This is a genomic window from Agromyces sp. Root81 (assembly GCF_001429165.1).
In the GTDB taxonomy this organism is placed as follows: domain Bacteria; phylum Actinomycetota; class Actinomycetes; order Actinomycetales; family Microbacteriaceae; genus Agromyces.
Genome location: NZ_LMIR01000002.1, coordinates 110873 through 134429, shown reverse-complemented (window position 1 = coordinate 134429; position 23557 = coordinate 110873). Strand labels below are relative to the sequence as shown.

At 70.2% G+C, this 23557-nt stretch carries 23 protein-coding genes; 15 read left to right on the top strand and 8 right to left on the bottom strand.

Translation table 11 applies throughout. The features are described 5' to 3' along the window. Positions 1–10 precede the first annotated feature (10 nt). Positions 11–1438 (top strand): NAD(P)/FAD-dependent oxidoreductase, encoded by a 1428-nt coding sequence (locus ASE14_RS05645; protein ID WP_056652112.1) that lies wholly within the window; start codon positions 11–13, stop codon positions 1436–1438. Positions 1439–1518: 80 nt separating this feature from the next. On the opposite strand, the gene ASE14_RS05640 is transcribed toward ASE14_RS05645, so the two are convergent. Continuing rightward, a complete protein-coding gene (locus ASE14_RS05640) occupies positions 1519–3288 on the bottom strand; it encodes a biotin carboxylase N-terminal domain-containing protein (protein ID WP_056652109.1) in 1770 nt (589 codons plus the stop codon). A 95-nt stretch (positions 3289–3383) separates the two neighbouring features. Beyond that, positions 3384–4034, bottom strand: a complete 651-nt coding sequence (locus ASE14_RS05635; RefSeq protein ID WP_056655856.1) for a nucleoside triphosphate pyrophosphatase — start codon at positions 4032–4034, stop codon at positions 3384–3386. 97 nt (positions 4035–4131) lie between these two features. On the opposite strand from ASE14_RS05635, the gene ASE14_RS05630 reads away from it, so the two are divergent. The 4 genes from ASE14_RS05630 to ASE14_RS05615 are packed head-to-tail and all read left to right on the top strand — an operon-like array spanning position 4132 to position 8351. Next, a complete protein-coding gene (locus ASE14_RS05630) occupies positions 4132–5421 on the top strand; it encodes a class I SAM-dependent RNA methyltransferase (RefSeq protein WP_056652106.1) in 1290 nt (429 codons plus the stop codon). 2 nt (positions 5422–5423) lie between these two features. Further along, positions 5424–6131 carry a response regulator gene (locus ASE14_RS05625; RefSeq protein WP_056655853.1) on the top strand — a complete coding sequence of 236 codons (708 nt, stop codon included), beginning with the start codon at positions 5424–5426 and terminating at the stop codon, positions 6129–6131. After that, complete coding sequence (locus ASE14_RS05620; RefSeq protein WP_162257709.1) at positions 6118–7350, top strand: sensor histidine kinase; 1233 nt, start codon at positions 6118–6120, stop codon at positions 7348–7350. Before ASE14_RS05625 ends, ASE14_RS05620 begins: the two co-directional genes overlap by 14 nt. Further along, positions 7347–8351, top strand: coding sequence for a hypothetical protein (locus tag ASE14_RS05615; protein ID WP_056652099.1), 1005 nt, complete (start codon positions 7347–7349; stop codon positions 8349–8351). The genes ASE14_RS05620 and ASE14_RS05615 overlap by 4 nt, the downstream gene beginning before the upstream one ends. A gap of 330 nt (positions 8352–8681) precedes the next feature. Here the strand turns inward: ASE14_RS05615 and ASE14_RS05610 are convergent, their stop codons facing one another. After that, the gene (locus ASE14_RS05610; protein WP_056652095.1) at positions 8682–8912 is read right to left on the bottom strand and encodes an acyl-CoA carboxylase subunit epsilon; all 231 of its coding nucleotides are present in this window, start codon (positions 8910–8912) and stop codon (positions 8682–8684) included. 8 nt (positions 8913–8920) lie between these two features. After that, a complete protein-coding gene (locus ASE14_RS05605) occupies positions 8921–10519 on the bottom strand; it encodes an acyl-CoA carboxylase subunit beta (RefSeq protein ID WP_056655850.1) in 1599 nt (532 codons plus the stop codon). A 122-nt stretch (positions 10520–10641) separates the two neighbouring features. On the opposite strand from ASE14_RS05605, the gene ASE14_RS05600 reads away from it, so the two are divergent. From ASE14_RS05600 to ASE14_RS05590, 3 genes are all read left to right on the top strand, one after another. Continuing rightward, positions 10642–11571 carry a biotin--[acetyl-CoA-carboxylase] ligase gene (locus tag ASE14_RS05600; protein WP_056652092.1) on the top strand — a complete coding sequence of 310 codons (930 nt, stop codon included), beginning with the start codon at positions 10642–10644 and terminating at the stop codon, positions 11569–11571. 7 nt (positions 11572–11578) lie between these two features. Beyond that, complete coding sequence (locus tag ASE14_RS05595; RefSeq protein ID WP_235511116.1) at positions 11579–12142, top strand: PH domain-containing protein; 564 nt, start codon at positions 11579–11581, stop codon at positions 12140–12142. A 265-nt stretch (positions 12143–12407) separates the two neighbouring features. After that, positions 12408–13079 carry a DarT ssDNA thymidine ADP-ribosyltransferase family protein gene (locus ASE14_RS05590; protein WP_056652091.1) on the top strand — a complete coding sequence of 224 codons (672 nt, stop codon included), beginning with the start codon at positions 12408–12410 and terminating at the stop codon, positions 13077–13079. A gap of 16 nt (positions 13080–13095) precedes the next feature. Here ASE14_RS05590 and ASE14_RS05585 read toward each other — a convergent pair whose 3' ends face one another. Further along, positions 13096–13731, bottom strand: a complete 636-nt coding sequence (locus ASE14_RS05585; protein WP_235511115.1) for a GtrA family protein — start codon at positions 13729–13731, stop codon at positions 13096–13098. 69 nt (positions 13732–13800) lie between these two features. Between ASE14_RS05585 and ASE14_RS05580 the strand changes: the two genes are divergently transcribed. The 3 genes from ASE14_RS05580 to ASE14_RS05570 all read left to right on the top strand — a co-directional run bounded on the left by ASE14_RS05580 (position 13801) and on the right by ASE14_RS05570 (position 16899). Beyond that, positions 13801–14949 carry a 5-(carboxyamino)imidazole ribonucleotide synthase gene (locus ASE14_RS05580; protein WP_255356073.1) on the top strand — a complete coding sequence of 383 codons (1149 nt, stop codon included), beginning with the start codon at positions 13801–13803 and terminating at the stop codon, positions 14947–14949. Between the two features lie 115 nt (positions 14950–15064). After that, on the top strand, positions 15065–15532 hold the full coding sequence (gene purE, locus ASE14_RS05575) for a 5-(carboxyamino)imidazole ribonucleotide mutase (protein ID WP_200953336.1): 468 nt from the start codon (positions 15065–15067) through the stop codon (positions 15530–15532). After that, on the top strand, positions 15529–16899 hold the full coding sequence (locus ASE14_RS05570; RefSeq protein ID WP_056652083.1) for an LCP family protein: 1371 nt from the start codon (positions 15529–15531) through the stop codon (positions 16897–16899). The genes purE and ASE14_RS05570 overlap by 4 nt, the downstream gene beginning before the upstream one ends. A 140-nt stretch (positions 16900–17039) precedes the next feature. On the opposite strand, the gene ASE14_RS05565 is transcribed toward ASE14_RS05570, so the two are convergent. Continuing rightward, entirely contained in the window at positions 17040–18188 is a 1149-nt protein-coding gene (locus tag ASE14_RS05565; protein WP_056652080.1) for a glycosyltransferase, read from the bottom strand. 151 nt (positions 18189–18339) lie between these two features. Between ASE14_RS05565 and ASE14_RS05560 the strand changes: the two genes are divergently transcribed. Together ASE14_RS05560 and ASE14_RS05555 are read left to right on the top strand one after the other, a co-directional pair. Next, the gene (locus ASE14_RS05560) at positions 18340–19290 is read left to right on the top strand and encodes a glycosyltransferase (protein ID WP_056652077.1); all 951 of its coding nucleotides are present in this window, start codon (positions 18340–18342) and stop codon (positions 19288–19290) included. Continuing rightward, positions 19287–20126 carry a glycosyltransferase gene (locus ASE14_RS05555; RefSeq protein ID WP_056652074.1) on the top strand — a complete coding sequence of 280 codons (840 nt, stop codon included), beginning with the start codon at positions 19287–19289 and terminating at the stop codon, positions 20124–20126. Before ASE14_RS05560 ends, ASE14_RS05555 begins: the two co-directional genes overlap by 4 nt. 30 nt (positions 20127–20156) lie before the next feature. Here ASE14_RS05555 and rfbD read toward each other — a convergent pair whose 3' ends face one another. Both rfbD and rfbB read right to left on the bottom strand, forming a co-directional pair. After that, positions 20157–21002, bottom strand: coding sequence for a dTDP-4-dehydrorhamnose reductase (rfbD, locus tag ASE14_RS05550; protein ID WP_056652071.1), 846 nt, complete (start codon positions 21000–21002; stop codon positions 20157–20159). Positions 21003–21007: 5 nt separating this feature from the next. After that, a complete protein-coding gene (gene rfbB / locus ASE14_RS05545) occupies positions 21008–22003 on the bottom strand; it encodes a dTDP-glucose 4,6-dehydratase (protein WP_056652068.1) in 996 nt (331 codons plus the stop codon). A gap of 73 nt (positions 22004–22076) precedes the next feature. Between rfbB and ASE14_RS05540 the strand changes: the two genes are divergently transcribed. Continuing rightward, positions 22077–22691: a dTDP-4-dehydrorhamnose 3,5-epimerase family protein gene (locus ASE14_RS05540; RefSeq protein WP_056652066.1), complete on the top strand. Its 615-nt coding sequence runs from the start codon at positions 22077–22079 to the stop codon at positions 22689–22691. Between the two features lies 1 nt (position 22692). Next, positions 22693–23556: a glucose-1-phosphate thymidylyltransferase RfbA gene (rfbA, locus tag ASE14_RS05535; RefSeq protein ID WP_056652063.1), complete on the top strand. Its 864-nt coding sequence runs from the start codon at positions 22693–22695 to the stop codon at positions 23554–23556. Position 23557: the final 1 nt, after the last annotated feature.

The window sequence follows — 23557 nt, the reverse complement described above, 5'->3', positions numbered from 1 at the left end:
GGCAGTACCGATGTACAACGATGACGCGAGCGGCACGACGGGCAGCGCTGGAGGCCTGACCCGGCGCACCCTGCTCGCAGCGGGCGCGGCCGGAGCGGCAGGGCTCATCCTGACCGCCGGCGCGAAACCGCCCCAGGGCGACTGGCAGACCCGCACCTGGGATGCGATCGTGATCGGTGCCGGCGTCGCCGGCCTCGGCGCGGCGAGGACACTCGCCGACGCCGGCCGCAGCGTGCTCGTGCTCGAGGCGCGGAATCGCATCGGTGGACGCATGTGGACCGATCGAACCTCGATGTCGATCCCGATCGAGCGCGGCGCCGAGCTCGTGCACGGCAGCACCGTCTCGACGTGGGGGTTGATCGACCAACTCGGGCTGTCGACGCACCGGCAGACGAAACTGTTCGGGCGGCTTCGGCCGGAGACGCCGTGGATCGACGGATTCCACTACGAATCGTGGCACTTCCCGCTCGGCGCGCCCTCCTACCCGAACGGGCTCCCCGCCGCGACCGACGGCGAGACCGCGTTGCACTGGCTGCAGCGCGTGGGCATCACCCCCGACAACTACCCGATCATGCTCGCGGCGATCGAGGTCGACACCGAGCAGTTCGACGTGCTGCCGGCCGATGACGTCGTCGACACGGTCAAGTCCTGCCTCGAACTCCTGAACGAATCGGGGCCGATGCCGCCAGAGGAGTACGGCGACTACCGGGTGATCGGCGGCTACGACCAGGTGCTGCAGCCGCTCGTCGCCGGTCTTCCCCTGCTGTTGAACGCCAAGGTGCACACGGTCGAGCACGCGCCGGGCCACGTCGAGGTGCACTCCAGTCGCGGCACCTACACGGCCGAATCGCTCGTCGTCGCGCTTCCGGGCGGCGTGCTGAAGCACGGCGATGTCGTGTTCGACCCGCCCCTGCCCCCAGCGAAGAACAACGGGTTTCAGGCGATCAGCTACCTGCCCGTCTTCAAGGGCATCCTCGAGTTCGCGCACCCGGTGCTCCCCGGCGGCCACCCGGTGCCGCAGGGCTGGGACATCCTCACGACCTTCTCGAAGAACCCGCCCAGCAACTGGAACGCCTCGGTCGGCACGCCGGGCTTCGCCGGCGAGGTCGTCGTGTCGTGGATGACCGGCGGCAAGGCGCAGGAGCTGCTCGACCTGCCCGAGTCGCAGCGTTTCGCCGCCGCACTCGACAACCTCCGCACGGCGACCGGCGACCAGGGGCTCCAGTACACGAAGTCGTCGACCTACGACTGGTCGAAGGACGAGTTCGCCCGCGGCGCTTATCCCGGGCCGTTCTCGCGCTGGAACGGCAACGGCCTCTACTCCCCGATCAACGAGACGATCTTCTGGGCCGGCATGGTCACCAGCACGATCGCCTCGTCGCGCGACACCGGCATCAGCGCGGCGACCTCGACGCTGGCGGCGCTGGCGGCCCGCTGACGCGCAGGCGAACATCGAACCGCCGTGCGGTGCCGGGCTCGGCACCGCACGGCGGTTCGATGTGATCGAAGTGTTCGCGCCTACGCGTCGACGATCGCGAGCAGCAGGTGTCCGCTCGAGACGGTGGCGCCGGCCTCGGCATTGATGGTGTCGACGACGCCGTCCTTGTGGGCGAGGATCGGCTGCTCCATCTTCATCGCCTCGAGCACGAGCACGAGGTCGCCCTTGACGACCTTGTCGCCCTCTGCGACGGCCACCTTGACGACGGTCGCCTGCATGGGCGCCTTCACGGCATCGCCGGTGCCGGTGTCGACGGCGTGCGATGCGGCACGGCGGCGGGGAGCGGCTCCGGCGGTGTGCGCGGCCGAGGGACCGCCGGCGATGCGCTTCGGGAGGGTGACCTCGACCCGGCGCCCTGCGACCTCGACGACGACGCTCGTGCGCTCGGCGGGGCCGGCGGAATCGGCGAGTTCGCCGGACCAGGGCTCGAGCCGGTTGTCGTACTCGGTCTCGATCCAGCGCGTGTAGATCGAGAACGGCTCGTCGCCGGCAGGGGCGAAGGCCGGGTTGTTCACGATGTCGCGGTGGAAGGGGAGCACGGTCGGCAGGCCGGCGACCTCGAATTCGTCGAGGGCGCGGCGTGCGCGCTCGAGCGCGTCCTTGCGGTCGCGACCGGTGACGATGAGCTTGGCGAGCAGCGAGTCGAACGCGCCCGAGATCTCATCGCCCGAGGTGACGCCCGAGTCGATGCGGATGCCGGGGCCGCCCGGGAACCGCAGCTGGTGCACCGGTCCGGGGGCGGGGAGGAAGCCGCGGCCGGGGTCTTCGCCGTTGATGCGGAACTCGATCGAGTGTCCGGTCGTGACGGGGTCGGGGTAGTCGAGCACGCCGCCCTCGGCGAGACGGAACTGCTCGCGCACGAGGTCGATGCCGGTGATCTCTTCGGAGACCGGGTGCTCGACCTGGAGGCGGGTGTTCACCTCGAGGAACGAGACCGTACCGTCCTGGCCGATGAGGAACTCGCAGGTGCCGGCGCCGACGTAGCCCACCTCGCGGAGGATCGCCTTCGACGACTCGTAGAGCTGCGCGGTCTGCTCCTCGGTGAGGAAGGGCGCGGGCGCCTCCTCGACGAGCTTCTGGTGGCGCCGCTGCAGCGAGCAGTCGCGGGTCGAGACCACGACGACGTTGCCGTGCTCGTCGGCGAGGCACTGGGTCTCGACGTGGCGCGGCTTGTCGAGGTACTTCTCGACGAAGCACTCGCCGCGGCCGAACGCGGCGACGGCTTCGCGGGTGGCGGACTCGAACAGCTCGGGCACCTCTTCGCGGGTGCGGGCGACCTTCAGGCCGCGGCCGCCGCCGCCGAAGGCGGCCTTGATCGCCACGGGCAGGCCGTGCACGTCGACGAAGTCGAGCACCTCCGAGGCATCCGCAACGGGGTTGAGCGTGCCGGGCGCGAGCGGAGCGCCGACTTTCTCGGCGACGTGCCGAGCGGAGACCTTGTCGCCGAGTCGCTCGATTGCCTCGGGCGACGGGCCGATCCAGACGAGGCCGGCGTCGATCACGGCGCGGGCGAAGTCGGGGTTCTCGGCGAGGAAGCCGTAACCGGGGTGCACGGCGTCGGCGCCGGACCGGCGGGCCACCGAGAGGATCTTGTCGATCACGAGATAGGTGTCGGCGCTCGTGGTGCCGTCGAGGGCGTATGCCTCGTCGGCGAGCTTCACGTGCCGGGCGTCCCGGTCCTGGTCGGCGTAGACGGCGACGGAGCCGAGACCGGCGTCACGGGCGGCCCGGATGACGCGGACGGCGATCTCGCCACGGTTGGCGATGAGGACCTTGGAGATGCGCGGCATAATCCTCAAGCCTATTGCTCGCTACATGCTTCACTTTGGGCGTCTTCCACAAAAAGAGCGGATGTCTCTTGCGGACGTCGACAATCGACGCGCCGTCATTCCTTGGCCGGCCCGCGATTCCAGAGCGAGGGCCACGCCACTCCGAGTTCGCGCACGAGGTCGCGGAGCGTCGAGAGGGAGAGGCCGACGACCGTCGACGGGTCGCCTTCCACGCGTCGGATGAACGGGCCCCCGAGGCTGTCGATCGTGAACGCGCCGGCGACGAGCAGCGGCTCGCCCGTGGCGATGTAGGCGTCGATCTCGGTGTCGTCGAGCGCCGCGAAGCGCACGGTCGCGACATCCGCTCGCCCGACTGCGGCGTTCACCCGGCCGCCGCGGTGGTCGATGAGCCAGTGCCCCGACCACAGTTCGCCGTGTCCGCCGTTCTGTGCGAGCCAGCGCTGCCGCGCCACCTCGGGGCGGTGCGGCTTGCCGTGGATCGCGCCGCCGGTGAGGAATGCGGAGTCGCCGCCGAGGATGAGGCCGTCGATCGGCGATCCGTCGGGCGTCGTGCCGACGAGCGCTTCGGCCTTCGCCTGCGCCAGCAGCTGCACCATCTCGCGAGGCGCGAGCGGTCCGGTCTCGGCCTCGCGCGCGGCGACGACCGCGTCCTCGTCGACACCCGGGGGCGCCGCGATCGGCTCGATTCCGGCTGCGCGGAGGGTCTGCAACCGAGCGGGCGAGGTCGAGGCGAGGTAGAGGCGCATGCGTCCATCCTGCCCGGCTCCGCCGGCGCTGTGGAATGCTCGATGCATGCCAGAGAACCGACGCCCACGTCGAAGCGGTGGGCGGAAGCCCTCGCGATTGCCTCGCCCCGCCCCGAAGCCGCCAGCGACCGACGGGCCGATCATCGAGCTCGAGATCGAGCGCGTCGCCCACGGCGGCGTCTTCGTGGCCCGTCACGAGGGGCGCGTCGTGTTCGTCGCCGACGCGATCCCGGGGGAGCGGGTCATGGCCCGCGTCAGCGACCAGGGCAAGGACCGCTTCTGGCGCGCGGAGACCGTGGAGGTCCTCGACGCTTCGCCCGACCGCCGTGAGCACGTGTGGGCCGAGGCCTCCGTCGACCGCGCGCCCGAGCTCCGGGCCGGCGGGGCCGAATTCGGACACATCCGCATGCCGAGGCAGCGCGAGCTGAAGGGCGAGGTGCTGCGCGAGGCACTGTCCCGCATGGCAGGCGTCGAGGTGGCCGTCGACGTCGCCCCGGTCGACCCCGAGCTCGCACCGGGGGCGTCCGTCGATGCGGGCACCGGATGGCGCACCCGCATGCGCCTCCACGTCGGTGCAGACGGCCGTGTCGGGCCGTACGCGGCCCGCAGCCACACGATCGTCCCCGTGGCATCCGTTCCGCTCGCCGTGGCCGAACTCGCGGCACTGGCGCCGCTCGGCGACCGGTTCCCCGGTGCGACAGCGATCGACCTCGTCGCGCCGAGCGCGGGCGATCCGGCGATCGTGATGGTCGAGAGCGACCGTGCAGCACGCGGCGCGCGGCCGACCGTCGAGGAGCGCGTGGGCGAGCGCGGCTTCCGACTCGATCGCGACGGCTTCTGGCAGGTGCACCGGGGTGCCGCAGCGACGCTCACTCGCGCCGTGCAGGACCTCATCGACGGCGACCTCTTCGACCCACGCGCGGCCAACCACGATCTCTACGGCGGTGTGGGGCTGCTCGCGGCCGCCGTCGGCGACCGATTCGGCGAGACCGTGCGCATCACGACCGTCGAGTCCGATGCGCGAGCCACCGAGCACGCCGGCGCGAACCTCTCCGAGTGGATCGGCGCACGCGCGGTGACCGCCCGCGTCGACCGGTACCTCGACGAACTCGCGGCCGATTCGGGTTCGTCCGAGCGCGCACGCCTGCGCGATGCCACGATCGTGCTCGACCCGCCGCGCGCCGGAGCCGGACGCCAGGTCGTGGAGCGACTCGCCGAGCTGCGACCCCGACAGCTCGTGTACGTCGCCTGCGACCCCGTCGCCTTCGCCCGCGATGTCGGCCTCTTCCGCGAACGCGGCTATGAACTCGACGAACTGCGCGCGTACGACCTGTTCCCGAACACGCACCACGTCGAGGCGGTCGCCCGCCTCCGCGCTATCGTGTGAACGTGAATGAGGGGGACGTCGGGGCCGCAGCGCCGACACGAACAGCGGATGCCGCGGCGACGGTCGCGATCGTCGACGACCACGAGGCCGTGCGACTCGGGCTCCGGGCGGCGTGCCAGGAGGCCGGGTACGACGTCGTGGTCGACGCGGCGGGGGTGCAGGAACTGCTCGACGGTCTTGCCGGCCGATCGTGCGACGTCGTCGTGCTCGACCTGTCGCTGGGCGACGGCTCGTCGGTGACCGACAACGTGCACGCCGTGCTCGCGACCGGCAGCGCCGTGCTCGTGCACAGCATCGCCGACCGCGTCGCGGCAGTGCGCGAATCGCTCGCGGCGGGAGCCGCCGGTGTGATCCCGAAGGCGTCGCCGATGGCGGCGGTCATCGCCGCGATCGCGACGGTGGCGCGGGGCGACGCGCTCAACAACGTCGAATGGGCGAGCGCGATCGAAGCCGACCGCGACTTCGCGAAGGCCCAGCTCGGCCGTCGCGAGCACGACGTGCTGCACCTGTACGCCTCGGGGCTTCCGTTGAAGCTCGTCGCTGCGCAGCTCGGCATCGCCCACTCGACCGCGCGGGAGTACCTCGACCGCATCCGCGCCAAGTACATCGAGGTGGGCCGCCCGGCTCCGACGAAGGTCGACCTGTTGCGCCGTGCCGTGGAGGACGGGATCCTGCCCGGACTCGACGATGGTGGAGATGCCCGCCGTTGACTGGCGCGTGACGCGCATCGCGCGTCGCCGCTCCACGGTGACCCGCGCACAGGTCGAGACCGTGACGGCTCGCGCCCTCGGACTCTTCGGGCTCGTCTTCGGCGCCCAGACCGTGCCGGTGGCGCTCGCGCAGGCCGACGCCCTCCTGCCGGGCGCGGAGGCCGCGCTGATGGCCGTGCTGTACGGCGCGATCGTGGCGCTGGCCGTCGCCACCGTGACGAAGGTCGGGGTGCGCACCGCCTGTCTCGCCTTCGCGGTGCTGTACGCGGTCGCGCTCGTCGTGTGGCCGTTCCTCGTCGACGTCCCGGCAGCGCTCGGCGGCAGTGCACCCTGGCTCTACTACCTCTGCACGGTCGCGACGACGGCTGCGGTCGTCGCGGTGCGGCCGATCTGGGCGGCCGTGTACACGGTCGTCGTCCCGGCGATCTACGGCGTGGTCCGGTTCCTGCCCGCGGGTGGCGACGCGGGCCCGCTGCTCGCCGTGCTCGACGCCATGTACTCGGTCGTGCTCGGCGTCGTCGTGCTCGTCATCGTGACGATGCTGCGTCAGGCCGCCGAGTCCGTCGACTCCGCACAGGAGGCCGCACTCGAGCGGTACGACGTCGCCGCACGCCTGCACGCGAACGAGATCGAGCGGGTCAAGGTCGACGCGCTCGTGCACGACAGCGTGCTGACGACGCTGCTCTCGGCCGCCGCCGCCACGACGCCCGATCAGGAGCAGCTCGCCGCGCGCATGGCCAGGGACGCCGTGCAGCGACTCGACGAGGCGGGCGTGACGGGTCCGCGCGCCCTCGACCGGGTGGGGCTTCCGGTGCTGGTGCGCCGTCTGCGCGCGGCGCTCACGACCTTCAACACGCCCTTCACCGTGCGCGTCGTGAACGCTGGCGGCGTCGAACTCCCCGTCGAGGCGATGGAGGCCCTGTACGCGGCGGCGGTGCAGGCGATGGTCAACAGCCTGCAGCACGCCGACGAGCCGGGCCTCTCGACGAGACGCGAACTCCGGATCAGAGGCGTGCGAGCGGGCGGCTGCGTGATCGAGGTGGCCGACAACGGCCGCGGATTCGACCCTGCGCAGGTCCCGGCCGAGCGGCTCGGCCTCCGCGTCTCGATCGAGGAGCGCATGGCCAATGCCGGCGGCGCCGCACAGGTCGATTCGCGGATCGGGCACGGCACGACGGTCACGATCGCCTGGCCGCAGCGAGCAGGTGGCGGCGCATGATCTCGATTCCCCGCTGGCTCCTGCTCGTGCTGGGCGCACTGTTCTCGACCTACCACGTCGTGCTCGGCATCTACTCGCTCGATCGCACGGCGTCGCCGTGGCCGGCGGTCGTCGCCCTGCTCCTCTACTCGACGGCGACGACCCTCAGTCTCTGGCCGGCCAAGCGCGTGCGCATGCCCGACTGGCTCGCCGCCTTCGACCTCGCCGTGTCCATCGTGCTGCCGTTGCTCGTGACGAGTCAGCTCGATCCCGACGCGGACAACGGCTATGCGACCTGGTACGTCGCCGCCGTGGGAACGCTCATGACGATCGCCGCCGCGCGCCGCCAGTTGACGGCCGCATGGCTCGGGGTCATCGCCCTCGCCGTGCAGAGCATCGTCTGGGCGGGTCCGTTCTCCCTCGGCGGTCTCGGCGTGATCGGCAGCATCGTCTGGGTCGGGATCGCCCACATGCTGACGAGCGCCCTGACGAACGCGGCACGCGAGACGCGGCGCTACGCCCAGGCCGAGCGCGAGGCGGCCGCCTGGCAGGCGGCCCAGGACGCCCACCTGTTCGAGGGGCGCATGCGTCTCGCGTACACGAACCGCCTCGCCGCGCCGATGCTGCACCGAATCGCCGACCGGGACGGCGCACTGACCGAGGCGCAGCGTGCGGAATGCCGCATGCTCGAGGCGGCCATCCGCGACGAGATCCGGGGCAGGATGCTGCTGACCGACGCCGTCCGCGCCGAGGTGCAGCGTGCACGCGCGCGGGGGATCACCGTGACGCTCCTCGACGAGGGCGGCATCGACGACCTCGACGAGGCCGTGCGCAACCGGGTGCTGTCGCGTCTCGCGGAGGTGGTGGCGGGGTCGACGGCCGACCGCATCATCGTCCGCACCGCCGCCGAGGCGTCGCCCGTCGCGGTCACGGTCGTCGGGCTGCGGGACTCCGACGCGTCGGCATCCGACTCGGACGAGGCCGAGGTCGACCTGTGGCTGGAGATCCCGCGGAAGGTCTGACCGCCGTGCCAGCGGCGATGGCTCCCTCGCGACGACGACGCCGGACATGAAGGTGGGGGGCCGATCCGAGATCGGCCCCCCATCAAGCCCGAGTCGCGGCGACAACCCGAATGTCGCCCTGACTCGCCCCCAACTGCCACCGGTTACCCGACCGGTGGCGGTGGCGACTCCTGTGGAGCCTGCACTGACAATACTGGAGCACGAACCGCGGTTCGCAAAGTCATCATTTCGGGGGACACGGAGTGTCCCCCTTTCGACGGATTCGCCATGTTCCGGGCATCCGGCGCTGATCGGCGATTCCGGGGCGGTGGAAATCGGGGGACAGCGGGGTCAGCGCCCGCCGCGCACCCAACGGCCGGGTCCGACGACCAACGGCTGTCGCATGGCGCCGTCGCCGCGCACCCAGGCGCTGCGGCCCGGGTCGGGGGCGGATGCCGCAGCCGACGACTCCTCGTCGAGCGCGCCGAGCAGCACGGCAGTGACCGCCGCGGCGTCATCGGGGGTGACCAGTCGGGTCTCGAAACGCAGCGCAGCGGCGCGATCGTCGGTGTCGTCGCTCATGTCGCCCCCTACAGCGGGATGTTCCCGTGCTTCTTGGCCGGCAGGCTCGCGCGCTTGGTACGGAGCGCCCGGAGCGCCTTCACGACCGCGACGCGGGTGGCCGCCGGCTCGATCACGCCGTCGAGCTCGCCTCGCTCGGCGGCGAGGAACGGCGACGCCACGTTGTAGGTGTACTCGTTCGCGAGCTTCGTGCGGACGGCGGCGACGTCTTCGCCGGCCTCTTCTGCGCGCTTGATCTCGCCGCGGTAGAGGATGTTGACAGCGCCCTGGCCGCCCATCACCGCGATCTCGGCCGTCGGCCAGGCGAGGTTGATGTCGGCGCCGAGCTGCTTGGAGCCCATGACGATGTAGGCGCCGCCGTACGCCTTGCGCGTGATGACCGTGACGAGCGGCACGGTGGCCTCGGCGTAGGCGTAGAGGAGCTTCGCACCGCGGCGGATGACGCCGGTCCACTCCTGGTCGGTGCCCGGAAGGTAGCCCGGCACGTCGACGAGGGTCAGGATCGGGATCGAGAACGCGTCGCAGAAGCGCACGAAGCGCGAGGCCTTCTCGCCGGCAGCGATGTTCAGCGTGCCGGCCATCTGGCTCGGCTGGTTCGCGATGATGCCGACCGAGCGGCCCTCGACGCGGGCGAAGCCCACGACGATGTTCGGGGCGAACAGCGGCTGCACCTCGAGGAAGTCCCCGTGGTCGACGATGCCCTCGATCACCGCGTGCATGTCGTAGGGCTGGTTCGGCGAATCGGGGATGACGGTGTTCAGCCGGCGGTCCTCGTCGGTGATCTCGAGCTCGGGCTCGGCGTCGTACACCGGGGCATCCGTCATGTTGTTGTCGGGGAGGAACGAGACGAGGGTGCGCGCGTAGTCGAGCGCGTCAGACTCGTCGCTCGCGAGGTAGTGGGCGACGCCCGAGACCGTGTTGTGCGTCAGCGCGCCGCCGAGCTCCTCCATGCCGACGTCTTCGCCGGTGACGGTCTTGATGACGTCGGGACCGGTGACGAACATCTGGCTCGTCTTGTCGACCATGATGACGAAGTCGGTGAGGGCGGGGGAGTAGACCGCGCCGCCGGCTGCGGGGCCGCACACGATCGAGATCTGCGGGATGACACCGGAGGCCTGCGTGTTGCGGCGGAAGATCTCGCCGTACTTGCCGAGGGCGACGACGCCCTCCTGGATGCGCGCGCCGCCGGAGTCGAGGATGCCGATGATCGGCACGCCGGTCTTCAGCGCGAGCTCCATGACCTTGATGATCTTCTCGCCCGCGACCTCGCCGAGCGAGCCGCCGAAGATCGTGAAGTCCTGCGAGTACACGGCCACCTGGCGGCCGTGGATCGTACCGGTGCCCGTGACGACGGCGTCGCCGTAGGGGCGCTTGGCCTCCATGCCGAACGCGTGGGTGCGGTGCCGCACGAACTCGTCGAGCTCGACGAACGAGCCCGGGTCGAGGAGCTCGGCGATGCGCTCGCGCGCCGTCATCTTGCCTTTGGCGTGCTGCTTCTCGATCGCCGCCTCACCAGACGCCGTCACGGCTTCGTGGTAGCGCAGCTTGAGGTCGGCGAGCTTGCCGGCGGTCGTGGAGAGGTCGGGGCCGTCAGTCGCTTCGGTCACGCCGTTCACTCTACCGCTGAGCAGTTGGCCGTCTTCGTTGAGGGATTCCTACAAAAACGGTCCCGCCGCTGGTGGCTATCGCCATGCGAGTGGGCGTGAGCCCGGCTGGGTAGGGTGATCGCATGGATTGGGAGCGTTCGCGCGCGGCGGTGCCGAGGTTCGAGTTCCGCGACGAGGTCGGGTCGACCAACGACGAGCTGCGCGAAGCGGCGAGCGGATCGGATGCCGCGGAGTGGGGTCACGGCGCGGCGCTCGTCACCGACAACCAGACGCGCGGCCGCGGGCGCCTCGGCCGCGTCTGGCTCGCGCCGACGGGCAAGACCCTCGCGATCTCGGTGCTGCTGCGCCCCGGGCTCGCCGGGGGCCCGGCGTTCCCGCCCGACGCCTACGGATGGATCCCGCTCATCGCCGGTGCCGCGATGACCGAGGCGGTGCAGCGCGCAGTCGAGCCGCACCTGCAGGCGACCGCGGCCGCCGTCGCCGGGTCGGAGCCGGGGGACGGGCCTCCGGCCGCCGCCCCCCGTCGTCGCCGGCGCGGACCGCGCCCGGAGGAGACGGAACGCCCCGACGAGAGCGGCGGGGTCGACGTCGAGCTCAAGTGGCCGAACGACGTGCTCGTCTCCGGGTACAAGATCTGCGGCATCCTGTCGGAGCTGCTGCCCGATTCAGGGGCCGTGATCGTGGGTGCCGGACTCAACCTCACCCTCGACGAGCACGACCTGCCGACGCTGACCTCGACATCGCTGCTGCTCGTCACCGGTGAGCAGCCCGACGCCGACGCCGTGCTCGCCGACTATCTCGGCACCTTCCTCGAGCTGTTCGACGCATTCGCCCGGTCGGGCGGCGACGCCGAGGCGAGCGGCATCGCCGCCAGGGTCACGGCGCTCTGCGGCACGATCGGCGGTGATGTCCGCGTGGAGCTGCCCGGCGACCGCGAGCTCCTCGGACGTGCAGAACGGCTCGACGGCGACGGCCGACTCGTCGTGATCGACCGCGAGAACGGCGAGCCGTGGTCTGTCGCCGCAGGGGACGTGACGCACCTGCGGTATTAATGGGCGTATGAGGCCTGCCGCGACACCCGAGGCGACCGTGCCGCCGGCGCAGCCGCCGGAGCGCGTCGTGGCCCGGTTGCGGCGCCACGCCCGTGTGCTGACCGTTCCGGCGATCCTGCTCATCGTGCTGGCCGGAGCGACGGCCTACGGCGTCGGCGTGGTTCCCGAACTCTGGCAGGAGCTCGCGATCATCGGCGCGGCCGCGCTCGTCGCCCTGCTCGGCGCGTTCCTGCCCTTCCTCGCCTGGCTCACGCGGCGCACCACGATCACGACGCGGCGGATCATCGTGCGCAGCGGCATCTTCGTGCGGGTGCGGCAGGAGATGCTGCACAGCCGGGGCTACGACGTGACGGTGCGTCGCACGTGGCTCCAGAGCGCGTTCGGCTCGGGCGATGTGCGCATCAACACGGGCCACGAACAGCCGTTCGTGCTGAAGGACGTGCCGAAGCCGGCCCTCGTGCAGGGCGCGCTCCAGGAGCTCATGGGCGAGGAGCATTCGCGCGTCGCCGACCGCCGTCGGGCCGAGCAATCCATGATCGACGGCGACACCGTGGCATGGGGCGGACGCTGAACCTGAGCGATCGTGCAGCGGGACGCCTCCAAAGGACGTAACGTTGACAGGTGGTCTCGCGTCGCCCGAGCGCGAGCCGCACGATGAAGGGTTCCTCTTGGCCGACGAATGCAAACACGGTTTCGATGACGGCCTCTGCGCCATCTGCTTCCCCCCACCGGAGCCCGAGGCGAAGCCTGCGCCCGCCCCGGTGGCCCGATCTGCGCGATCCTCGACGACGAGGAGCGGCCGCCCGCCGGCGCGCGTCCCCGGAGCCTCGCGACCGATGATCGCCTCCGACGCACCGCGCCTCGACCTGAAGGCGATGCGCATCTACCACGTGACGCACATCGACAACCTGCCGCCGATCCTCGACGCCGGTGCGTTGCTGGCGGACGCGGCGGGCGCGGTGCCGGTCGTCGACCTCGCTGCGCCGCACGCCCGCGAGTACCGGCGCGGTGCCGCGATCGACGGCACCGATGCGGTCATCGCCGACTACGTGCCGTTCCTGCTGACGACCGACGCGCACGTCTGGAACGCCGTGCGAACGGCGACGCCCGACCCGCGGCTCCATGAGGACGCCGTGAAGCGGGCGCCGGCCGACTTCGTCATCTTCGTGAGCTCGCTCACGAGCGCGCAGGGCGACAAGGCCGAGGTGCCGGGCACGATCGTCGTGAGCGAAGCGGATGCCGCGGTGACCGGCGCGGCCGTCGCGACCGAGTGGTCCGACGTGCAGCGCATGCTGCAGCGCCTGCACCGCGACGAAGCGGGGTCCGGACTCGACGGTGCGGAGCTGCTCGTGCGCGAATGCCTCCCGCTCGACGACGTGGCGCTCATCGCGGTGGCGAACGAGCCGGTGCGCGACCGGGTGCGGGCCGAGCTCGCCAGCGCAGGAGTGCGTGCCCGCGTCGCGGTGTATCCGCCCTGGTTCCAGCCGACCGCCGAACCGGCGGAGTAGACGCCCGACCGCCAGCTCAGGCGCGGTCGCCGGGACCGGTGACCGCGTCGGCGGGCGCGGGCGCCGAGACATCCGCTTCGCTGTCGGATGCCTCGGCGACCGGTTCCTCGACCGGAGCGGCGTGCGTGTCGGGTTCCTCGAAGAGGGAGCGCTGCGCCTCTTCGACGCGCGCGAGGTTCGAGAGCCCGTCGGCGCGATGGTGGCCGAAGACCCAGTACCGGTAGAGCACGAAGCGGAACGCCGTGCCGAGCCCCAGGCCGACCACGTTCGTCGCGATGTTGTCGGCCACGAGGCTCGTGTACCCGAGCCAATGGTGGCTGAGCCAGAGGCATCCGAGTGCGATCGCCATGCCGCCGAGCGAGACGATCGCGTACTCGAGGAACTCGCGCACGTAGTTGCGGCGGCGGTGGGTGCGGAAGGTCCAGTAGCGGTTTCCCAGCCAGTTGAAGACGATGGCGACGCTCGTCGAGATGGTCTTCGCACCGATCGCCGACTGCGCCCAGTGACCCTCGCCGAAGACGCCGAGCCGCAGCGCGTTGAAGAGCGCGACGTCGATGACGAGCCCGATGAGGCCCACGACGCCGAACTTCACCGCGTACGCGAGCAGGCCGTCCCAGAGGCGTTGGATGGCGCTCGCGAGGCGGGTGGACACCGGCACATCCTATGCCGTCGGGCGCAGCCTAGACTGAACTGGGCGCCCGCGCGGGCGCCGATGGCGGCGGTGAACGGAGTGCATGGCGTGCGGGTCGGAGTGATCGGTGGAGGGCAGCTGGCCCGGATGATGATCCCCGCGGCGATCGAACTCGGAGTCGACCTCCGCGTGCTCGCCGAGGCCGAGGGCATGTCGGCGGCGATCGCGGCCGATCGGGTCGGCGACTACACCGACACGGCCACGGTGCTCGCATTCGCGCGCGAGGTCGACGTCATCACCTTCGACCACGAGCACGTGCCGCAGGACGTGCTGCGGGCGCTCGTCGACGCCGGCGTGGCCGTGCACCCCGGGCCCGACGCACTGCGTTTCGCGCAGGACAAGCTCGTCATGCGCGAACGCCTCTCGGAACTCGGACTGCCGGTGCCCGACTGGGCCCGCGTCGAGACGCTCGTCGAACTCGACGACTTCATCGCCGACCACGGCGGCGCCGCGGTCGTCAAGACGCCTCGGGGCGGGTACGACGGCAAGGGCGTGCGCGTCGTGCGGAGCGCCTCCGAGGTCGCCGAGTGGTTCTCGACGATCGCCGAGGACGGGCGCGCAGGAGCGCTGCTCGTCGAGGAGCTCGTCGACTTCCGCCGCGAGCTCGCCCAGCTCGTGGCGCGTCGCCCCTCCGGCGAGGTCGTCGCCTGGCCGCTCGTCGAGACCGTGCAGGTGGGCGGCGTGTGCAGCGAGGTCATCGCGCCGGCACCACGGTCGGCGGGCCGGCTCGCGGATGTCGCAGCCGACGTCGCGATCACGATCGCCGAGGGGCTCGGAGTCACGGGCGTGCTCGCCGTCGAGCTCTTCGAGACGAGCGATGAGCGCATCCTCGTCAACGAGCTCGCGATGCGGCCGCACAACAGCGGCCACTGGTCGATGGACGGCTCGACCACCGGGCAGTTCGAACAGCACCTGCGTGCCGTGCTCGACCTGCCGCTCGGCGCCACCGGCAGTCGCGACGAGTGGTCGGTCATGGTGAACGTGCTCGGCGGCCCCGTCGAGGGCTCGCTGGCCGACCGCTACGCCGAAGCGCTCCTCGACCATCCCACGGTCAAGGTGCACAACTACGGCAAGGCGCCGCGACCCGGACGCAAGATCGGCCACGTCACCGCGACGGGCGACGATCTCGACGAGGTCGTGTACGAGGCGCGGGCGACGGCGGCGTTCTTCCAGGACTGACTGACTCGGTCCGCCTCGTGGCCGCGGCCGCGTGCCCTGCGGACATCTCACAGCCCGCGGCCCTACACTCGATCAAGTGATTGAGACGAACACCGCACCCCTCGTCGGCGTCGTGATGGGATCCGACTCCGACTGGAACGTGATGCGCGACGCATCCGCTCTGCTCGACGAGTTCGGCGTCGCGCACGAGGTCGAGGTCGTCTCGGCGCACCGCACGCCCGAGAAGATGATCGCCTACGGCAAGCAGGCGGCGGCTCGGGGACTCAAGGTCATCATCGCAGGCGCCGGAGGCGCCGCCCACCTGCCCGGCATGCTCGCCTCGGTGACGACGCTGCCGGTCGTCGGGGTGCCGGTGCCGCTGTCGCGTCTCGACGGCCTCGACTCGCTGCTCTCGATCGTGCAGATGCCGGCGGGCGTGCCGGTCGCGACCGTCTCGATCGGCGGTGCGAAGAACGCCGGCCTCATCGCCGTGAAGATCCTCGCGACCGCCGACGACTCCCTCACCACGGCGCTCGCCGACTACGCGTCCGGCCTCGCCGCCCTCGTCGAGGAGAAGAACGAACGGCTCAAGCAGAACCGATGACGCTCGCCGCCAGCCCGATCCGCTACCCGGACGTCGCCTCGCGTACGGTCATGACCCGCCGCGCGTGGTGGCTCGTCGTGCTCAACTTCCTGATCCCGGGTGCCCCGCAGGTACTCGCAGGCAGCCGCAAGCTCGGCCGGTTCGGACTCGGCGCGACGCTCGCGCTGTGGACCATCGCGATCGCGGCCTTCGTCGTGTGGCTGTTCTGGCCCGCGACCCTCTACACGGTCTTCTCGATGTCGTTCACGCTCTGGATCATCGCCGCGGTGCTCGCGTTCTACGCGGTCCTCTGGGTGATCTTGACGTTCGACACGCTGCGCCTCGTCCGACTCGTGAAGACGGCGCCGTCGGCCAGGGTGTGGCTCGCCGCGGTCACCACCCTCGTGATGGTCGGACTCTCGGGCACCGCAGCGTACGGCGCCTACTTCGCCACGACGACGAGCGGCTTCCTCGCATCGGTGTTCCCCACCGGGCCGAGCGAACCGCCCGTCGACGGCCGGTACAACATCCTGCTGCTCGGCGGCGACTCCGGCCCCGACCGCGAGGGCATGCGGCCGGACAGCATGACCGTCGTCTCGATCGACGCCGAGACCGGCCAGGCCGTCACCATCGGCCTGCCGCGCGACCTCGAGTACGTGCCGTTCCCCGAGGACTCGCCGCTCGCGGCCGTCTACCCCGAGGGCTACGGCGCGATCGACGGCTGCGAGGTCGACGTCTGCCAGCTCAACTCGATCTACACCGAGGTGGAGCTGAAGAGCCCCGAGATGTACCCGAACGCCGTCGCCGAAGGCAGTGAACCCGGCATCGAGGGCGTCAGGGACGCCGCAGAGGGCATCACCGGGCTCGAGATCCAGTACTACGCGCTCATCGACATGCAGGGATTCCAGCAGCTCATCGATGCGCTCGGCGGGGTCGACATCAACGTCGACGTCCGCATCCCGATCGGCGGCGACGAGGACAACGAGGGCGTCGACGGGTGGATCGAGCCCGGCCAGCAGCACCTCGACGGCTACCACGCCCTCTGGTACGGGCGCGCCAGGTACGGCACCGCCGGCGGCGACTACGAGCGGATGGCCCGTCAGCGAGTGCTGCAGGAGGCCGTCCTGCACCAATTCACGCCGACGAACGTGCTCGCGAAGTTCCAGGAGGTCGCGGCCGCGGGCGCGGACACCGTGAAGACCGACATCCCGCAGTCGATGCTCGGCTACTTCGTGGACCTCTCGATGAAGACCAAGGAACTGCCGATCGCCACGGTCGAACTCGTGCCGGCGAACGGAGTGGACCCCACCGATCCCGATTGGGACTACATCCGCTCGCTCATCGCGCCGGCCGTCGCGCCGGCCACGGAGGAACCCGCCGCGGAGTGAGGTCGCCACTCGAGCGGATGCCGCGGCATCCGCTCATCGGCCGTCGGTGCTGAGCTGCGCCGCTGAGCTGCGCCGCTGAGCTGCGCCGCTGAGGTGTCGTCGGCTCAGCGGCGGTCGGCTCTGGGCGGCTCGGGGGCGGCTCAGAGGTCGGCGTGCAGCTGCCAGACCCGCTCGGCGGTGTCGCGCCAGCTGAAGGCGTGCGAACGGTCGCCGGCGGTCACGGAGAGGCGCTCGGCGAGGGCGGGGCTCTCGACCAGCGTGCTCACCGCGGCCGCGAGCCGTTCGATGTACCCGCCGCCGATGCCGATCGGCACCACGAGCCCGCTCTCCGCCGCGATCTCGACGTAGGCGGGGGTGTCGGAGTGGATCACCGGCAGCCCGAGTGAGAACGCCTCGATCAGGGACGTGCCCGAGCCCTCCTCGTGGCTGGGTGCGACGAAGGCCGTCGCACCCGCCAGCACGACGGCGAGGTCGGCGGGGTCGTCGGCGTCGATGGCGTGCACCCGACGCGGATCGACGCCCGACTCCTCGGCGACGGTGGCGAGATGCAGCTCGCCCCAGGTCGCCGGCCCGATCACGACGAGGGCGATCTCGGGCATCCCCGGGCGCCCGAGGGCCTCGAGCAGGTCGACGATGCCCTTGCGCGGATCGAGCGTGCCCGTCGCAACGAGATAGGCGGCAGGAAGGCCGAGACGTGCGGCGCGCGCCGCGGCGTCGGCGGCATCCGTCGGAACGACGAGACCGGGCCTCGGAGCGGTGCCGATGACGCGGACGCGATCGCCGAAGTCGGCCACGTTCGCGAGACGCTCGGCGAGGGCGTGCGTGGGCACGACGACGGCGTCGGCATGCTTGCGCGCTCGCTTCAGCATGGCCCTGTGCCAGGTGACGGACGCGTTCGTGAGCGACTCGGGGTGCGTCCAGGGGAGAAGGTCGTGCAGGGTGACCACGACCTGGTCGCCCGAGACGCTGCGGTCGTGCCGGCGGAGCGGGGCGAAGAGCCCGGAGGAGTGGATCATGCCGCCGCCCGGCGAGGTCGTCAGCCCGAGCTGCCACGCCGCGGCGAGCTCACGACGTGCGAGCGTGGTCTTGTAGAGCCCGGAGAGGCCGGGGAACTGCGCTTCGAGCCGGTCGTAGTCGGAGGGCGGCGATGAGGACACGATGCCCTCGATCTCGCAGCCGGGCGGAGTGCTCTGGATGAGCGCACTCGTGAGTGCTTCGGTGTAGAGGCCGAGCGGTCCCGGAACCGGCGCGATGACCTGGTCGACGATCATCCGGAGGGTCGTGGGCATTGTGCTCCTTCGTGCGGATGGTGCGCGGGCACCTCGTCCAATCTACCGTCGCCAACCGTTGAATCCGCGGGGAATCGGTGCCGCTGTGGAGAGAACGTGCGACGCGACAGGGCAAGATGGAGTGTTCCCCTTCCCCGAACCCAGAGGGTCAATGAGTTCGTCAACCGCCAGCCCGCGCGTGGTCGCGGTCGTCGTCGCCTACAACCGGCGCGACCTTCTCGTCGAGGTGCTCGAGGCCCTCGCCGCCCAGCAGCACCCGCTCGCCCGCGTCGTCGTCGTCGACAACGCGTCGACGGATGACTCGGCGGACGTCGCCCGTGCGGCCGGCGAGCTCGTGGATCTCGTCTCGCTGCCCCGGAACACGGGGGGCGCAGGCGGTTTCGCCGCGGGAATGGCCGTCGCGCTCGATCGGCACGAGCCGGATTGGCTCTGGCTCATGGACGACGACACCATCCCGACCGCGGAAGCGCTCGCGGCGCTGCTCGCCGCGGTCGATGGCACCGATGTCGTGGCAGCGGGATCCCGCGTCATCTGGACCGACGGCACCGAGCACCCGATGAACACGCCGAGATCGAAGCCGTTCGTGTCGAAGGCGGAACGCGTCGACGCCGCGCGGCGCGGCGGGATCGCGATCCGGAGCACCTCGTTCGTGTCGATGCTCGTGCGCGCCGACGTCGTTCGCGAGGCCGGGCTGCCGATCGCGGACTACTTCATCTGGAACGACGACTTCGAGTACTCGACGCGGGTGCTGCGGGGCCGCCGCGGCCTCCACGTGCCGGCATCCGTCGTCGTGCACAAGACGAAGGTGCTCGGCTCGACCGACGCGGATCCGGGTGCCCGCTTCTACTACGAGGTGCGCAACAAGCTGTGGATGTTCCGTCGGTCGCAGAGCCTCTCCGTGTTCGAGAAGTCGGTCTACGGTGCTTCGAGCGTGCGGCGCTGGGTGAAGACCTTCGCACGCTCATCGGATCGTGCGGTGCTTCGTGACGGCTGGCGTCGTGGGTACCGGGACGGCACGCGGACCCGGCCCCGGCCGAACTCGATGTCGCTCGCCGGCCTCGGCGCGGTCAGCGAGGCGATCGATCGCGTGGAGCACCGATGAGCGAACCGTTCACGCTCCTGATGCCCGTCTACCGGGGCGACGACGCGGCGCATTTCGCGAAGGCCTTCTCATCGAGCGTGACGGCGCAGACACGACGGCCCGACGAGGTCGTGCTGGTCCAGGACGGTCCGGTCGGTGAACGGCTCGACGAAGCGATCGGCGCTGCCATCGCGGGATCGCCCGTCCCCGTCGTGCATCACCGCATCTCGGAGAACGTCGGACTCGCCCAGGCGTTGTCCGAGGGATTGGCGCACTGCGCTCACGACATCGTCGCGCGCATGGATGCCGACGACATCTCGTTGCCCGAGCGGTTCGCGAAGCAGGTTCCCCTCGTCGAGGCCGGACTCGACCTCGTCGGAACGGGGATGCTCGAGTTCCTCGACGACGTCGGCTCGATCGTCGGCCGGCGCGTGCCGCGAACGGATGCCGGTGACATCGCGAGGTATGCGCGGTTCCACGACCCGTTCAGCCACCCGACGGTCGTGTATCGACGTGCCGCAGTCGCGCGGGCGGGCGGATACCTGCCGCTCGGGCTCATGGAGGACTACTGGCTGTTCGCGCGCATGATCGACACCGGGGCGGCGGTGGGCAATCTCGCGGAGCCGCTCGTCATGTATCGGGTCGGTGCCGGCGCATACGCCCGCCGCGGAGGCCGAGAGCAGTGGCGCAGCGAGCTGGCGCTCCAGCGGGCGATGCGCGACATCCGCTTCACGTCTCGCACGGAGTACCTGCGCAACGTGATCGTTCGGGGTGTGTACCGCTTCGTGCCGGAGCCCGTTCGGCGTGTGGCCTATCGGAAGCTCATCGCGGGGAGCGCCGAACCCGACCGACCGTAACCGATCCCGGTCGTGTTCGTCGGGCCCGCCTCAACGCATCGTCGACGCGACGCCCGATGCCGCCACGGCGGTGCGCCAATCGCGCATCTCCGCGAGTCCGATCCGGCCCCATGCGTCGTGGCCGAGCACACTGAACGACGGTCGGGGCGCGGGCGTCGGGTACGAGCTGCTCGGAATCGGTGAGATGCGTTCGGGGTCGAGCCCAGCCAGGCGGAGGATCTCCTGCGCGAACCCGAACCAGCTGGTGCGCCCTGAGCTGGTTCCATGGAAGATGCCGCCAGGAGCCCCGCTGCCGACGAGTTCGGCGATCTTCCGTGCGAGGTCGAACGACCAGGTCGGCTGGCCGATCTGATCGTCGACGACGTTCCAGCTCTCCCGCTCGGATGCGAGTCGGAGCATCGTGGCGGCGAAGTTCGGCCCATGTTCGCCGTACAGCCATGCGGTCCGCACGACATAGGTTCGACCGGGGTTCTCGGCGAGCGCGAGTGCTTCGCCGGCCGCCTTCGTCCGTCCGTATGCCGACACCGGACTGAGCGGGGCGTCCTCGGGATACGGCGTCGTCGAGGTGCCGTCGAAGACGTAGTCCGTCGAGACCTGCACGAGTCGCGCACCGTGCACGGAGGCCGCCTGGGCCAGGTGCTTCGCACCGAGCGCGTTGACGGCGTATGCGGTGTCCTCGTCGCTCTCCGCTGCGTCGACTCGGGTGTAGGCGGCAGCGTTGACCACGACGTCGTGCCCGGCGACGGCGTCGAGCACCGCACTCGCGTCCGTCACGTCGAGTCCGTTGCGGTCCAGGGCCGTCACATCGCGATCGGAGAAGGCGCGCTGCAGGTCGCGCCCGAGCATCCCCGAGGCGCCCGTGATGAGAGTCCGCATCGGAACTACTGGCCCTGTGCCGTGTAGCGGGCCTCGGTGGCGTCCTTCTGGGGCGCCCACCATGCCTCGTTCTCGCGGTACCACGCGATGGTCTCGGCGAGCCCCGACTCGAAGTCGCTCAGTCGAGGCGCCCAGCCGAGTTCGTTCCGGAGCTTCGTGGAATCGATCGCGTAACGCAGGTCGTGACCTGGGCGGTCGATGACATGGTCGTACGCGTCGGCGGGCTGTCCCATCAGCGTGAGGATGAGCTCCACGACGTCGCGATTGTTCTTCTCGCCGTCAGCGCCGATCAGGTAGGTCTCCCCGATGACGCCCTTCTCGAGGATCGTGAGCACAGCGGAGGAGTGGTCGTCGGCGTGGATCCAGTCGCGCACGTTCTCGCCCGAGCCGTAGAGCTTCGGGCGGACGCCGCGCAGAACGTTCGTGATCTGGCGGGGGATGAACTTCTCGACATGCTGGTAGGGGCCGTAGTTGTTCGAGCAGTTCGAAATGGTCGCCTGCACGCCGAACGAGCGCACCCAGGCTCGGACCAGCAGGTCGCTGCCCGCCTTCGTCGAGGAGTATGGGCTCGACGGGTTGTACGGGGTCTGCTCCGTGAATCGCGAAGGGTCGTCGAGCTCGAGATCCCCGTAGACCTCGTCAGTCGAGATGTGATGGAAACGGCGATCGTGGCGACGCGCGGCTTCGAGCAGGGTGTAGGTGCCCACGATGTTCGTCTCGAGGAAGGGGCGAGGATCGTCGAGGGAGTTGTCGTTGTGACTCTCAGCGGCATAGTGGACGACGGCATCGTGCTGCGCGAACAGGGTGTCGACCAGCGCGGCGTCGGCGATGTCGCCGTGGACGAACTCGAACCGGTCGGCGGGCAGGCCGTCGAGCGAGGAGAGGTTGCCCGCGTACGTGAGCTTGTCGAGCACCGTGACGGCATGCTCGGTGTGCTCCAGAACGTGGTGCACGAAGTTCGAGCCGATGAACCCGGCGCCACCGGTGACGAGAATTTTCATGTGCGAACGGCCTCACTCTGTGTGCTGGACAACCACGCAATTCTAGCCGGGCGGCGATTGGTAGGATCGTCAAGTGCAGATTCGAGAGCTGATGGTGCCCGATTCCTACGTCGTGACGCCACGCATCCACTCGGACGACCGGGGGAGCTTCATCGAGTTCTATCGGCATGATCGGCTCCATGAGGCGGTCGGCCACAGTCTCGATCTCCGTCAGGGGAACACCTCGGTTTCGCGTCGGGGCTCATTCAGGGGAATCCACTTCGCTGACACGCCGCCGGGGCAGGCGAAGTACGTGACCGTCGCCCATGGCGCGATCCTGGACTTCGTCGTCGACCTGCGGGTGGGCTCGCCGACGTTCGGTACGTGGGACAGCGTGCGGCTCGATGCCGTCGACCGGCGCGCCGTGTACGTGTCCGAGGGGCTCGGACACGCGTTCCTCGCGCTCGAGGACGAGACCGTCGTGACGTACCTCGTGAGCGATGTCTACAATCCGACCGCGGAGCATGCCATCGATCCGCTCGATCCCTCGATCGGCTTCGACCTTCCGATTCCGGTCGACGAGCTGCTGATCTCGCCGAAGGACCAGCAGGCGCCGTCGCTCACCGAGGCGCTCGAGCTGGGCATCCTTCCCGACTGGAGTGCGGCGCGGGCCTGGTACGCGTCGCTCGAGACGAAAGTGCAGGACTGAAATGCGCGGCATCATCTTGGCAGGCGGATCCGGCACGCGTTTGTGGCCGATCACCCGCGGCATCTCGAAGCAGCTCATGCCGATCTACGACAAGCCGATGATCTACTACCCCTTGTCGACTCTGATGATGGCGGGCATTCGCGAGATCCTGATCATCACCACGCCCGAGTACGAGACGCAGTTCCAGGCGCTGCTCGGGGACGGGTCCGAGCTCGGGATCAGTCTTGAATACGCCGTGCAGCCCTCGCCCGACGGACTCGCGCAGGCGTTCCTCATCGGGGAGGAGTTCATCGGCGATGAGAGCGTCGCGCTCGTCCTTGGCGACAACATCTTCCATGGAGCAGGACTCGGCACCGCTCTTCGACAGAACTCCGACGTCGCCGGCGCGCTCATTTTCGCGTACCACGTGTCGAATCCCACGGCCTACGGCGTCGTCGAGTTCGATGAGGCGATGGTGGCGAGGTCCATCGAGGAGAAGCCCGTATCGCCGAAGAGCAACTACGCGGTGCCCGGCCTCTACTTCTACGACAACAGCGTCATCGAGATCGCGAAGACGATCACTCCGAGTGAACGCGGCGAGCTTGAGATCTCCTCGGTCAATGAGGCATACCTCCACCGCGGAGACCTTCGCGTGCAAGTGCTCGATCGCGGAACGGCCTGGCTCGACACGGGCACCTTCGAGTCGATGATGCAGGCCAGCGACTACGTGCGCGTGATCGAACAGCGGCAGGGATTCAAGATCGGCTGCATCGAGGAGATCGCGTGGCGGGCGGGATGGATCGATGACGCTCAGCTGCGTGCGCTCGCCGAACCGCTCACCAAGAGCGGCTACGGCGCCTACCTGGCGCAACTCGTTTCAGCCTGAC

What these genes read in the sequence shown, in the direction of transcription:
- rfbB (WP_056652068.1), bottom strand. Translation starts at nt 22,003, where the DNA reads ATGAAAATTCTCGTCACCGGTGGCGCCGGGTTCATCGGCTCGAACTTC.
- ASE14_RS05600 (WP_056652092.1), top strand. Translation starts at nt 10,642, where the DNA reads ATGGATTGGGAGCGTTCGCGCGCGGCGGTGCCGAGGTTCGAGTTCCGC.
- ASE14_RS05590 (WP_056652091.1), top strand. Translation starts at nt 12,408, where the DNA reads ATGATCGCCTCCGACGCACCGCGCCTCGACCTGAAGGCGATGCGCATC.
- ASE14_RS05620 (WP_162257709.1), top strand. Translation starts at nt 6,118, where the DNA reads ATGCCCGCCGTTGACTGGCGCGTGACGCGCATCGCGCGTCGCCGCTCC.
- ASE14_RS05645 (WP_056652112.1), top strand. Translation starts at nt 11, where the DNA reads ATGTACAACGATGACGCGAGCGGCACGACGGGCAGCGCTGGAGGCCTG.
- ASE14_RS05635 (WP_056655856.1), bottom strand. Translation starts at nt 4,034, where the DNA reads ATGCGCCTCTACCTCGCCTCGACCTCGCCCGCTCGGTTGCAGACCCTC.
- ASE14_RS05610 (WP_056652095.1), bottom strand. Translation starts at nt 8,912, where the DNA reads ATGAGCGACGACACCGACGATCGCGCCGCTGCGCTGCGTTTCGAGACC.
- ASE14_RS05640 (WP_056652109.1), bottom strand. Translation starts at nt 3,288, where the DNA reads ATGCCGCGCATCTCCAAGGTCCTCATCGCCAACCGTGGCGAGATCGCC.
- ASE14_RS05595 (WP_235511116.1), top strand. Translation starts at nt 11,579, where the DNA reads ATGAGGCCTGCCGCGACACCCGAGGCGACCGTGCCGCCGGCGCAGCCG.
- ASE14_RS05560 (WP_056652077.1), top strand. Translation starts at nt 18,340, where the DNA reads ATGAGTTCGTCAACCGCCAGCCCGCGCGTGGTCGCGGTCGTCGTCGCC.
- rfbD (WP_056652071.1), bottom strand. Translation starts at nt 21,002, where the DNA reads ATGCGGACTCTCATCACGGGCGCCTCGGGGATGCTCGGGCGCGACCTG.
- ASE14_RS05555 (WP_056652074.1), top strand. Translation starts at nt 19,287, where the DNA reads ATGAGCGAACCGTTCACGCTCCTGATGCCCGTCTACCGGGGCGACGAC.
- purE (WP_200953336.1), top strand. Translation starts at nt 15,065, where the DNA reads ATGGGATCCGACTCCGACTGGAACGTGATGCGCGACGCATCCGCTCTG.
- ASE14_RS05565 (WP_056652080.1), bottom strand. Translation starts at nt 18,188, where the DNA reads ATGCCCACGACCCTCCGGATGATCGTCGACCAGGTCATCGCGCCGGTT.
- ASE14_RS05615 (WP_056652099.1), top strand. Translation starts at nt 7,347, where the DNA reads ATGATCTCGATTCCCCGCTGGCTCCTGCTCGTGCTGGGCGCACTGTTC.
- ASE14_RS05570 (WP_056652083.1), top strand. Translation starts at nt 15,529, where the DNA reads ATGACGCTCGCCGCCAGCCCGATCCGCTACCCGGACGTCGCCTCGCGT.
- rfbA (WP_056652063.1), top strand. Translation starts at nt 22,693, where the DNA reads ATGCGCGGCATCATCTTGGCAGGCGGATCCGGCACGCGTTTGTGGCCG.